Consider the following 12351-nt stretch of genomic DNA (forward strand, 5'->3'; position numbering starts at 1 on the left):
CTTCTACAGATCTACTCAGCAAGATGAAGCTGAAGGAAATCAATCACCTGATGAAGAGCTTTTTGCACAACAGGGTTATCGAAATCTTTTTCAAATACATGCTCTCCGTTTGGAATAGTAATAAGCTTTGCCGGTACTCCTTCTTTCACTAGCGCAGCTCTCATGAATACCGATTGTTCATACGGCACATCTACATCGTTCGTTCCGTGCAGTAACAATGTAGGGGGGAATTCCTTAGTTACATGATGAATAGGACAGAATTTGAGGAGTTCTTCCTTATGTAGAGAAGGATTCAAGCCCGTCACTTCTTCGATCCAACGACCGGATTGTCTTGCATATAAATAGAGAAGAAAACGCTCGTCAACGCTTGCGCTCGTAATGATTTGATCGGACACTGTACCTTTTGCAATCCCCATGGAGACGATATCCTTTTCACAATAGAATTTACTTGGTTCGAGTGCCCATGGAGCGCTAATATCGCCATATCCATAGAAGGAGACAATCGCACGTGGCTTATGGGTAAACATTCCTGTGCTTAGTGCAAGGAAACCACCTGCTGAGCTTCCCACTACAGCGATCCTCGAGGGGTCAATGGAGAATTGTTTTGGTCCTTCCTTTTCTAACCAAAGAAGGCTATCTTGGACATCTTCAAGGATGTCAGATAGGGTGGACCTAGGGGCTAATCTATAGTCAATCGAAAATAGCGCAAAGCCATTATTAGTGTAAAGTTGTATCATTTCCTCGGATAGATCTTCTCGATCACCCCAAAGTAGACCGCCTCCGTGAATGTACACAATAGCAGGGGCTTGGGGACGGTTTGTTTCATAAAAATCAGCTTTAATTGTAAATGAGTCATTTTCTTTAAAAATAATGGTCTTCTTCATAGCTATCCATTACACCTCATCAAGTAAGTAATTTTTAAAGACTAGCACTACCTCTATTGTATATCATTCACGAATTTTGATGAAACCATAATCATGAATACCCAGGATTGGAGATATTAGCATGGATAGAAAGAGAAGATATCAGGCTTTATTTGATAATATTAATCAATATAACTCGGGTGAGAAGGGCATCACTAGAATTGCCTATACAAATGAAGAGCAGACATGTACGAGTGCTTTTATGCGGATGTGCAAGGCTGAAAATTTAGATATTCGGATGGATCATTGCGGAAATGTGATTGCTAGAAGAAGTGGGAAGATAGAAGGGCTCCCACCCGTTGTAATGGGCTCTCACTTGGATACGGTATATCAAGGTGGGAAGTACGATGGTGTAGTAGGTGTAACGGCTGCTTTGGAAGTGATCAAACGTCTAAACGAAAAAGGGATTGAAACGGATCATCCCATCGAAATTATTTCATTTGCCTGTGAAGAATCTTCGCGTTTTGGTATTTCAACAGTAGGCAGCAAAATAATGTCAGGGTTATTTCAGAAGGAGAAATATAGATCTTTGAAGGACAAAGACGGTATTACAATGGAAAAGGCATTTTCGCTATGTGCACTGGATTATAACAGTATTGATCAGGCGAGTAGAGAGAATGAAGAATTAAAAGCGTTTTTTGAATTACATATTGAGCAAGGTCCTGTCTTAATAAACAATAATAAAAGAATTGGAATTGTGACTGGAATTGCTGCACCCGTGAGGCTTCATATTCAAATATCAGGGAAGGCATCCCACTCTGGAACGACACCTATGAATATGAGAAAAGATGCTTTTCTGGGTGCCTCAGAAATAGCACTTGCGCTTGAGAAAGCAGCCAAACTCGAACAAGAATTTGGAACGGTTGCGACGCTAGGGGTGATAGATATCTTGAATGGCGCTATGAACGTGGTTCCGGGAGAAGTGGAAATTAAAATTGATATCAGATCTACTTCAGTGGCATCCAGGCAACGTGTGTTAGATCATTTATATCAGACAATAGCCTCAGTACAAGAGAGCAGACAACTTGAAATTGCGAGTACGGAAATCATCTCCGAGGAACCTGTCTTATTATCGGATGAGATCACTCATGCTCTAGAATCCATTTGTGAAGAGAAGGGGATATCGAGTCAACGGATGATCAGTGGTGCAGGGCATGATGCCATGAACATGAACAAACTTTGCCCAGTAGGGCTTATCTTTGTTCCCTCCGTTGATGGACTTAGTCATCACCCCAATGAATATACGGATTTAGATGATATCATTATGGGGATTGATATTCTAGAAGAAGCTGTTCTTCGTTATGCGTTTGTAAGGCAAACATAGTTCGTGTTGAGAAATAAGCCCAATGTGACATATTTAAATGTTACATTGGGCTTTAGTATCTAATTTTATAATTGTTCGCAGAATTGTTGCTTTACATTAATGAATATTATATTAAAGTTAACATTGATATTTGTGAAAATTTTCCCATGGAAAAATTAAAATTCACTACGGAAATAGGTCTTTTGGAAGCAACCTATTATTAATAGAGTATTTATGACTAATAATAGTGAAAACAGAATATTGGTAAACCTATTGAAAAGTAGGGACACAAAGCCATAGGGTCTAAATCTACATATAGATATGACAGCCGGTTGCATGCAGTTGGAGTTTCTTGATCTTATTTTTTGATGCATATGCAGCCGTTATCATTCTGATAGCGGCTTTTTTTAATTCGTTTTCTAATAAAAACGTAATAAATCGGAAAAAGGATGATAGTACATGGATCAAACACAACCACTGAGAGTATGGAGAATGATAGGCCTCGTCATAATGGCAACGTTGATATTTTGGGGGTGCTCTTACTATTTCATAAAATGGACTGCTAACTCTTATGAGCAAGAAGCGGTTGCTGCTACATCAGAAGCTACGATACATGCGAGTAGATCGATTGGAAATATGATACAGGGTGGATTAGATTCATTAGATGGAATTGCTGATTCTATTTCGGAAATCAATTATATGGATTGGGATAAGACCAAAAAATATCTGCATCACTTTGATAAAAAATATAATTTTATTCGAATTAGCATCAACAGCCCAGATGGTAAAGCTTACGCATCAGATGGGACGATGTTTGATGTATCAGATGAAGTAGGATTCCAAAAAGCTCTTCAGGGTATTAGCAGTATTTCTGATCCATTCTTAGATAAGATCTCTAATAAAGAAATTATCACGATCAATAGTCCACTTAAGTTTAAAGGTGAAGTGAAGGGTGCTTTATCTGCCAGCAAATATACACAGGATCTTTATGATGCTCTTGCAGTTTCCTTCTTTAAAGGTCATGGTTATTCTCAAATCATTGATCAAAAGGGACAAGTCATTATCAAATCGAAGAATCTCGAAGAGGATAAGTCCATTGATAACATATTCGAAAGTATAAGTATTGATTCTAGAAATAAGAAACAACTGCAAATCTTTAAAGAGAACATAACCGCAAAAAAATCTGGAGTAGGAATATTTTGGATTAACGGAGATAGCAAAATGGTTGGCTATTCTGGCATCCAGGGGGTTGAGGACTGGTATATTCTCTCCGTGATACCGAAAGATGTGATCATGGCCAAAGCGTCTCAAATGAGTCAGGCGACTTTTTTATTATGTGTAATCATGTTTGTCTTATTATTGATCATATTTGTTAACATTCTATTAAATAAGAGCAAAATTAGGAAACAGATGGAGAGGATTGCCTTTGAGGATGAGTTAACACATCTTCCTAGAACGAATAAATTTGTTATAGATGCTCAGTATTTACTTAAAGAGAAACCGAATACAAAGTTTGCTGTGTTGCAATTTGATATTGAACAATTTAAATACATAAATGAAATTGTCGGTTTTCATGAAGGAAATAGCATTTTGATTCAAGTGGCTAATAGCTTAACAGCAAACACATTAGACGAGGATGTCATTGGACGCTTAGGGGGTGATCGTTTTATTCTTTTCACTTCGTATGACAATAAGGCGGAATTATTCATCCGTATACAAGTACTTACTGAACAAATGAGCGACTATACGTTTGGAAATGAAGAAGGTTTTAGGCTAGTGATTAATTGTGGAATTTACTGTATAGATGATCGTCAGAGCGATATCCTCACATGTATTGACCGAGCAGGAATCGCTTGTAAGTCCATTAAAGGTGGATACAAGAGCTCATGCACTTTCTTTGACGAACAATTGCTATTGCAGATACACGAAGAGCAAGACATCGTAAGAAAGATGGATGCTGCCATGACAAATGGTGAATTTATAGTATATTTACAACCGAAAATGGATCTGCGAGTGAACAGTTTTCATGGCGCTGAGGCATTGGTTCGATGGAATGATCCTCAGAAGGGACTTATATCTCCTGCAGTATTTATCCCCATATTTGAGAGGAATCGCTTTATCGTGAAATTAGATTTAATGGTGTTTAAATCAGTATGTATCATGTTGAGTAAATGGATCCAGGAAGGAATCCAGCCACTTCCGATTTCAGTGAATATATCGCTTATAACCCTATATCATAATGATTTCCTGCTCCATTTGACGAATATTATTAACAGGTACCAGGTACCTGCTAGATTGATAGAGTTAGAGCTGACCGAGTCTATTGTATTCCAAAATTTAGAGTTTGTTAGAGATATTTTGTTGGAGTTGAAACGTAAAGGATTTTCCATTGCTATCGATGATTTTGGGACAGGTTATAGTTCCTTAAATGTATTGCAATATTTCCCTGCTGATGTCATTAAGTTAGACAGGGCTTTTCTGATGAGTAAGTCAAATGATGAGACAGGGAAGATAGTAATTGCCAGTATGGTCAAGCTAGCTAGGGATTTAAATATGAAAGTTGTGGCAGAGGGAGTTGAGACAGAGGCGCAAATTGATTTTTTGAAACAAATAGATTGTGAAATCGCTCAAGGTTATTATTTCGCGAAACCAATGCCAGTAGCAGAATATGAAAGCTTAATTAAAAGTACATAGGGAGTGCAAAGCATGAGGAAAATGAGAAATTGGACTATCGTAGGCAAAATTACTGTTACAAATTCAATATTATTGTTGGGTGCTCTGATCATTGCGATCGTTGGTAGTGTGTATTTCAGCAATATGTATGCGAACTCTAGAAGTATGTATAAGAACGATCTTACGTCAGTTTATGCACTTGGGAAATTCGAATCTAATAATCATGAAATAGTAACCTTAACGAATAAGATGATCGCTAGTCATGATCCAAGCGAACTTCAAGAGAGTTATCAGAAAGTTGTTGAGCTTCAAGCTGAAAACAATGAAATCTTGAATAAGTATGAAGAAACACGTTCCCTCCCAAACGAAAAGGAGATTTATGCTGAAGTTTTATCATTAACGAAACAGTATAGGCAAATTCAGCTTCCAATGCTTGAACAGATGCTAAATACCCCTACATATGATCCTGCTGAAGATATCATCTCTGATCTTGAAGCGTTAAATATGAAACGAAATGAAGACCTTGGAAAATTAGTTGAAATGAACTTAGGAAGTGCCCAATATGCAGATGTTCAGAATAAGAAGCTATTTCAAAAAGGACTTACGGTCAATATCATTGTTGCTTTTCTCGTTATCCTGATTTCAATCGGTTCATATTTGTCCTTGAGAAGATATTTCTCACGAGCAGTAACCATTATCCTGAACTTTTCAGAGGCGTTTGGTCGAGGAGATCTGACTCAAAGAGCTAAGTTTGATGCTGAAGATGAATTTGGTCGAATCGTGAAGTCGCTTAATCATTCGGCAGAGCAAGTACAAACCATCGTAACTAGTGCTTCTTCCTCAGCACAAGAGTTAGGTGCACTTAGCGAAGAATTATCTGCAACAGTTGAGGAAGTAAATGCTACAATGGATCAAATTTATAATTCCTCGCAAGAGGTTGCTTCTGGAAGTGAATCTTTAAGTGCTACAACAGAAGAAGTAAATGCAACAGTACAAGAGATTATCTCCAATGCAGATCTGCTAAGTGATAAGGCGGGAGTCGCACTAAATACCTCCGAAGAAATTCTGGTACAGGCAGCTTCCGCGAAGGAAAAGGCTGTAGCATCGATTCAATATGCGACAAGTTTGTATGCTGAGAAACAGAATTCCATTATGCACGCGATCGAGGCAGGGAAAGTTGTTAATGAAGTAAGAGAGATAGCTGGGTACATTTCAGAGATTGCAGCCCAAACGAATCTATTGTCCTTGAATGCTTCCATTGAAGCAGCAAGAGCTGGGGATGAGGGAAGAGGATTCGCTGTAGTTGCTAATGAAGTACGCAAACTTGCTCTACAGTCGGAGGAGTCGGTGGGGAAGATTCAGAAAATGACACTGCTAGTGGAAGATGCTTTTGAGAATGTGTCCTTTCAATCACAAGCGCTGCTGGATTTTATCGATTCGACGGTGATAAGTGATTATGAGAGTTTCGAGCAAGTAAGTATGCAATATAAAAATGATGCCGATATGTTTCATGAGATCACAGGTGAAATGGTATCTTCAATGCACGGACTGAAGCTATCAATGGCAGAGGTAGATCAAGCAATGACGAATGTTGCCGCAGTATCTCAACAGTCTGCGGACAATGTAAGTGGCATTCGAAATCACATTTCAGATACATTACAAGCGTTTGAAGATGTGGCTGCTTCTTCTGAGCACCAGGCGAATATTGCGGAAATGATGAATGAGACGGTTGGTAAATTTGTGATCGAGTAAGCACCAAAACAAAACAGCCTTGTTCAGGATATCTATTTACATACTGAACAAGGCTGTTATCTTTTATAGTGTTTTGTTGACAACAACAAAGGAGTGTGTTAAATTTATCTTAAGTTAAAGATAATTAATGTAAAGATAATTTGTGAGATACATGTAATCGAATGTTGGAAAGATATTTTTTTTGGTGGATATCTTAACATTAAGATAATTCAATTAATCTTTCTTGATCTAGGGAATTATATTACAAAATCAAACTAAACTTTAGGAGTGTATAATCATGAGAAATTTAAAAGGGATTCACCACGTAACAGCCATCACAAGCAGCGCAGAGAAAAACTACGAGTTTTTTACTTACGTATTGGGAATGCGTCTAGTGAAGAAAACCGTCAATCAAGACGATATCCAAACGTATCACTTGTTTTTTGCAGATGATAAGGGCAGTGCCGGAACGGATATGACGTTCTTTGACTTTCCTAACATTCCTAAAGGTGTACACGGAACCAATGAGATCGCCAAGACATCCTTCCGAGTACCAACTGATGCTGCATTAGACTACTGGGTAAAACGTTTTGATCGCTTGGATGTGAAGCATACCGGAATTAAAGAGCAGTTTGGCAAAAAGACTTTATCCTTCGTAGATTTTGATGATCAACAATATCAACTTATCTCCGATGAATTTAATGAAGGGGTCGCATCAGGTACACCATGGCAAAAAGGACCAATTCCTTTAGAGTTTGCGATCACTGGTTTGGGACCGATCTTTGTACGTATAGCTGACTTCAGCTATTTTAAAGAAATGTTGGAAAGAGTCATGCTGTTTAAAGAAATCAGTCAGGAAGATGCTTATCATTTGTTTGAAGTCGGCGAAGGCGGAAACGGGGCGCAAATTATTGTTGAGCATAACGAGGACTTACCGAATTCACGCCAAGGTTTTGGTACGGTTCACCATGCGGCTTTCCGAGTAGAAGACCGTGCGATGCTGGATGAGTGGACTAAGCATTTTGAAGACTTTGGATTCCGTACTTCAGGTTATGTGGATCGTCATTTCTTCGAGTCGCTGTATACACGTGTTGCTCCACAAATCCTGTTTGAGCTTGCAACAGATGGACCTGGATTTATGGGAGACGAGGAATACGAAACGGTTGGAGAAAAGCTTTCATTGCCACCATTCTTAGAACCTAAACGTGAGCAAATTGAGAAGTTAGTACGCCCTATTGATACCGTTAGAAGCACGATCGATTTCGTGAAAGAGTGAAGAAGGAGCTGGGGAGATTGATTTCGATTGATCCGAAGCAAAATAGTGAGCGGGAAAATTATAAGTTATTAATTGGTACTGTTATTCCTAGGCCCATTGCTTTTGTAACTACACAATCAGAAGATGGCATTTTGAACGGTGCGCCGTTTAGCTATTTTAATATCGTCTCGTCTAATCCTCCGATGGTTTCACTGTCTATTCAAAGACCAGCGGGACGATTAAAAGATACAGCCCGTAATATCTATAACAATCATCAGTTTGTTGTGCATATTGTAGATGATGAGAATGTTGGAAAAATCAATCAAACCGCTGCCTCATTGCCAAGAGCAGAAAGTGAAATTGAACTTGCCAATCTTACACCGGTCCCAAGTAAAAATATAGCTGTACCTGGTGTATTGGAAGCAAAGGTTCGAATGGAATGTAAGCTTGTACAAGCGATACCTCTAGGAGCAGAAGAACCTGGGAGTGATTTGTTCATCGGCGAAATTGTTCAGTTTCATATCGATGAATCGATTTATCAGGAGGGGCGGATTGACCCTAGAGCCTTAAATGCAGTAAGTCGTTTAGCGGGAGCTAATTACGCTACGATTGGTGAGATTTTTGAAATTGAGAGACCGGAATAATAAACTAAGACCTGTTCGTAAGCGATGAAGCCTACCGAACAGGTCTTTTTGTGGGCTAATTATAGTTCATCAGCTATGCCAAGCAAACCGTAAGGTTTTCTCTCGAAGTTTATCTGGACTGATCGTTCCAGATATGTTATATTGCCATTACAGGAGGTGTTACTCATGGCAAGGACAAGAGAGTTTAACGAGGATCAAGCACTACATCAAGCGATGCTGTTGTTTTGGAAAAAGGGTTATGAGGCAACAAGCATACCGGACTTGCTGCAGGTTATGGGCATTAGCCGATCTAGTCTTTACGATACTTTTTCTGACAAGCAAACGTTGTACATTGCCGCACTGGAACATTACAAAAAGGTAAGCTTCAATAGACAGGTCATTCTTGAACAGGCGTCAAGCGTTAGAGCAGGGATTCAACAATTTTTTGAGCAACATATTACTTCAGCGTACGATACGAGCCTACCCGGCGGGTGTTTTGTAACGAATGCAGCTACAACACTAGAGTCGCGGGATGAAAAAATAAATGAATTGATAAAGACTAGTTTTTTGAATTTAGAACAGGCTTTTTGCGAGCTTTTGGAAAAAGGCCGACAATCAGGCGAACTTGATAAAACCACTGATGTCAAAGCGTGGTCTTATTTATTGCTGAATTTACATCAAAGCATAAATATTATGGCAAAAGCAGATCAAGATCAGCAGCGTGCCAAAGAGATGATAAGCTTTGTAATTGCAGGAATATAAATTTTTTTTGGTTATTCCGGAACGATCGTTCCGTTATTGTAAATCATCCTTAATGCGGAGAAGAGACTTATGAAAATATCATTTATCGGGCTTGGGAAAATGGGCTTTCCAATGGCCCAAAATTTGTTGAAAGCTGGTAATGAATTAATCGTTTTTAATCGTACTCGTGAAAAAGCGCAACCCCTAATAGATCAAGGAGCGCATTATGCCGAGACACCATTGGAGGCAGCACAAAAGAGCGATATGGTCATAACCATGCTTTCTGACGATGCCGCTTTGGAGGAGATTGTTGAGGGCCCAAATGGAATTTTGAATGGATTATCAGAAAAAGGAATTCACATATCTGCCAGTACAATCAGTGTAGATCTGGCTCGGAAATTATCCGCGGCGCATGCGGAGAGAAAGCAATACTTTGTGTCTGCCACAGTGCTGGGGCGTCCGGATGCCGCTAAAGCAGCTAAATTGCGCATCATTTTGGCAGGTCCGGAGCAAGCCAGACAACAGTTAATTCCTGTTTTAGAACAATTAGGTCAGGAAATATTCGAGATTGGGGATTATAGCGAAGAAGGAAATGTTGTGAAAATAGGCGTAAACTTTTTAATTGCTTCTATGCTGGAAGCTTTATCAGAAACGCAGCTGATGGTAGGAAAGTATGGCATAGAGCCAGCCCGTTTTATGGATGTGGTGAATGCTCTTTTTCAATCTCCCTTATATCAGAACTATGGGGCGATAATGACAGAACAGCGGTTTGAACCAGCTGGTTTTAAAATGAAGCTAGGGCTGAAGGATGTTGCACTGGCTATAGAGGCAGCGCAGTCCGTCCAAGCTCCTCTACCTTTGGGCCAACTTATCCATCATCATTTATCTGAAGGAATAGCCCATGGTTATGGTGAGATGGATTGGACAGCTTTAATCCGTTGTCTAGAGCATTCTTCTTAAAAAAATAGGGTTGCCCCAAATATCTGTTGGTTGTAGTGCAGGAGAAAAATTAAAAGAGGTGTGATAAATCATGGAAATAGGTGTTACTTCGTTCGTAGAAACAAAGCCTGATATTGAGACTGGAATTGTGATGAGTCATGCACAGCGATTACGAGAAGTAGTCGAAGAAATCGTCCTTGCGGATCGGGTGGGACTTGATGTTTTTGGTATCGGTGAGCATCATCGTGAAGATTATGCAGCTTCTTCACCAGCAATCGTGTTGTCCGCTGCTGCGTCCTTGACTAAACGGATTCGCCTGGCTAGTGCTGTGACGGTCCTTTCATCTGCTGATCCTGTACGTGTGTTTCAGGATTTTGCTATGCTTGACGGCATCTCCAATGGACGTGCCGAGATTATAGCGGGCAGGGGTTCATTCGTTGAATCCTTTCCGTTGTTTGGTTATGGCTTACATGACTATGAGGAGCTATTCAATGAAAATATCGAACTGCTTATGAAAATACGGGGTTCCGAGAAAGTAACTTGGAAGGGAGGCCATCGGCCAGCAATTCATAATTTGGGCGTATACCCGCGGCCCGTCCAAAGCTCTTTACCAATATGGATTGGCAGCGGAGGTACGCAAAGCTCTGCCGTTCGTGCAGGACTTTTGGGTCTGCCATTGATGTTGGCGATCATTGGCGGGAATCCAATGAATTTTGCTCCGCTTGTAGAGCTGTACAAGAAGGCGGCGGCCCGCGCTGGACATGATGTATCGCAGCTTCAGGTGGGATCTCATTCGATTGGATTCGTCGCAGAAGATACGGAACGGGCAGCAGATATCTTTTTTCCATCTACCCAGTACGGCATGAACAAGCTCGGCAAAGAACGAGGATGGTCGTATTATGACCGTTCCAGCTATGATGCGGCCCGAAGCTTTGATGGCGCATTGTACGTTGGAGATCCAGAAACAGTTGCTCAGAAGATCATTCATCTACGGAAGCATGTAGGTATTACACGCTTTATGATGTATGTTCCACTAAGCACGATGCCACATGAGCAGGTGTTGCGGGCTATAGAACTGCTCGGAACGGAGGTTGCTCCACGAGTACGAGAGGAAATTGCCAAGTGGGAAGCTGAGAAGGAATAGGAATTATACAAGCAATCATTATTGTATTGGAGGATTTTCATGAGTATCGATAAACGTATACTACCAGAATTAAGAGAGGCATATTCACAATTTCCAGGGTTTCAATTGGAAGAGAATTTAGAGTGGAGCAGAAGTTTAGTGTCGGCTCCGTCACTGAAGAGGTCAGAGCATGTAAACACAACCAGTCGAAAAATTCCGGGTGTTGCAGGGGAGATACTGGTAAAAATTTATGAACCTGCTGGGCGAAATGCTGACAAGCTTCCAGCTATGCTGTGGATTCACGGGGGCGGATACGTGTTAGGACATCCTGATATGGACGACGAGTTGTGTGAACGCTTTGTTCAGACGGCTAGATGTGTTGTCGTGTCGGTTGATTATAGGCTGGCACCCGAGCACCCCTATCCAGCTGCAATCGAAGATTGTTATGCTGGCTTAGTATGGATGACGGAGGAAGCGGAATCACTTGGCATTGATGAGAATCGGGTTGCGATTGCTGGTGCAAGCGGTGGCGGCGGGCTGACAGCAGCACTTGCGCTGATGGCACGAGATAAAGGTGGACCCTCCATTATCTTTCAGATGCCGTTGTACCCAATGCTCGACAACCGTAACATTACGCCATCAAGCCATGAGATTACGGAAGAAGGTGCAATCTGGAACCGGACGGACAACTTAACGGCTTGGAACATGTACCTGGGCGAGGAGAACGATGCCAGCAGGATATCTTCCTATGCGGTACCAACGAGAGCGGAGAATTTAGCTGGACTGCCACCAACCTATACCTGTGTAGGTCAGCTTGATCTATTCCGAGATGAGACGATCGAATATGTAACACGACTTGCGCAAGCAGGTGTAGATATCGAATTTAACCTGTATCCCGGATGTTTTCATCTTTTCGAAATATTCGTTCCAGAAGCGGAAGTGAGTCAGCGCGCCGTTCAGAGCTATATGGATGCGATGGCCCGGGCACTTCACCCCAAACACTCTCCATCCCCAAGCGAGAGCTGTTAATAATGCAAGCA

General features: G+C 40.8%; 10 protein-coding genes and 1 riboswitch. Of the genes, 9 read left to right on the forward strand and 1 reads right to left on the reverse strand.

Annotated features, from left to right (window positions below; genetic code table 11):
* Positions 1-11: 11 nt before the first annotated feature.
* Positions 12-884 carry an alpha/beta hydrolase gene (locus tag MKX60_RS24540; RefSeq protein ID WP_341061260.1) on the reverse strand — a complete coding sequence of 291 codons (873 nt, stop codon included), beginning with the start codon at positions 882-884 and terminating at the stop codon, positions 12-14.
* 121 nt (positions 885-1005) lie between these two features.
* On the opposite strand from MKX60_RS24540, the gene MKX60_RS24545 reads away from it, so the two are divergent.
* The 9 genes from MKX60_RS24545 to MKX60_RS24585 all read left to right on the forward strand — a co-directional run bounded on the left by MKX60_RS24545 (position 1006) and on the right by MKX60_RS24585 (position 12340).
* A complete protein-coding gene (locus MKX60_RS24545) occupies positions 1006-2247 on the forward strand; it encodes a Zn-dependent hydrolase (RefSeq protein ID WP_341061261.1) in 1242 nt (413 codons plus the stop codon).
* Positions 2248-2479: 232 nt separating this feature from the next.
* Positions 2480-2566, forward strand: a riboswitch (cyclic di-GMP riboswitch).
* A 119-nt stretch (positions 2567-2685) separates the two neighbouring features.
* Entirely contained in the window at positions 2686-4920 is a 2235-nt protein-coding gene (locus MKX60_RS24550) for a bifunctional diguanylate cyclase/phosphodiesterase (RefSeq protein ID WP_081393047.1), read from the forward strand.
* Between the two features lie 12 nt (positions 4921-4932).
* The gene (locus MKX60_RS24555; RefSeq protein WP_341061263.1) at positions 4933-6651 is read left to right on the forward strand and encodes a methyl-accepting chemotaxis protein; all 1719 of its coding nucleotides are present in this window, start codon (positions 4933-4935) and stop codon (positions 6649-6651) included.
* A 277-nt stretch (positions 6652-6928) separates the two neighbouring features.
* Positions 6929-7906 (forward strand): ring-cleaving dioxygenase, encoded by a 978-nt coding sequence (locus tag MKX60_RS24560; RefSeq protein WP_341061265.1) that lies wholly within the window; start codon positions 6929-6931, stop codon positions 7904-7906.
* 17 nt (positions 7907-7923) lie between these two features.
* Entirely contained in the window at positions 7924-8529 is a 606-nt protein-coding gene (locus tag MKX60_RS24565; protein ID WP_076283965.1) for a flavin reductase family protein, read from the forward strand.
* Between the two features lie 165 nt (positions 8530-8694).
* The gene (locus tag MKX60_RS24570) at positions 8695-9270 is read left to right on the forward strand and encodes a TetR/AcrR family transcriptional regulator (RefSeq protein ID WP_339245446.1); all 576 of its coding nucleotides are present in this window, start codon (positions 8695-8697) and stop codon (positions 9268-9270) included.
* Positions 9271-9339: 69 nt separating this feature from the next.
* Positions 9340-10209, forward strand: a complete 870-nt coding sequence (locus MKX60_RS24575; RefSeq protein WP_076283967.1) for an NAD(P)-dependent oxidoreductase — start codon at positions 9340-9342, stop codon at positions 10207-10209.
* A 70-nt stretch (positions 10210-10279) separates the two neighbouring features.
* The gene (locus tag MKX60_RS24580; protein WP_076283968.1) at positions 10280-11332 is read left to right on the forward strand and encodes an LLM class flavin-dependent oxidoreductase; all 1053 of its coding nucleotides are present in this window, start codon (positions 10280-10282) and stop codon (positions 11330-11332) included.
* A 39-nt stretch (positions 11333-11371) separates the two neighbouring features.
* Positions 11372-12340: an alpha/beta hydrolase gene (locus MKX60_RS24585; RefSeq protein ID WP_341061266.1), complete on the forward strand. Its 969-nt coding sequence runs from the start codon at positions 11372-11374 to the stop codon at positions 12338-12340.
* The last annotated feature ends 11 nt before the right edge of the window (positions 12341-12351 follow it).

Source organism: Paenibacillus sp. FSL R5-0914, from assembly GCF_038004525.1.
Lineage (GTDB): Bacteria > Bacillota > Bacilli > Paenibacillales > Paenibacillaceae > Paenibacillus_AQ.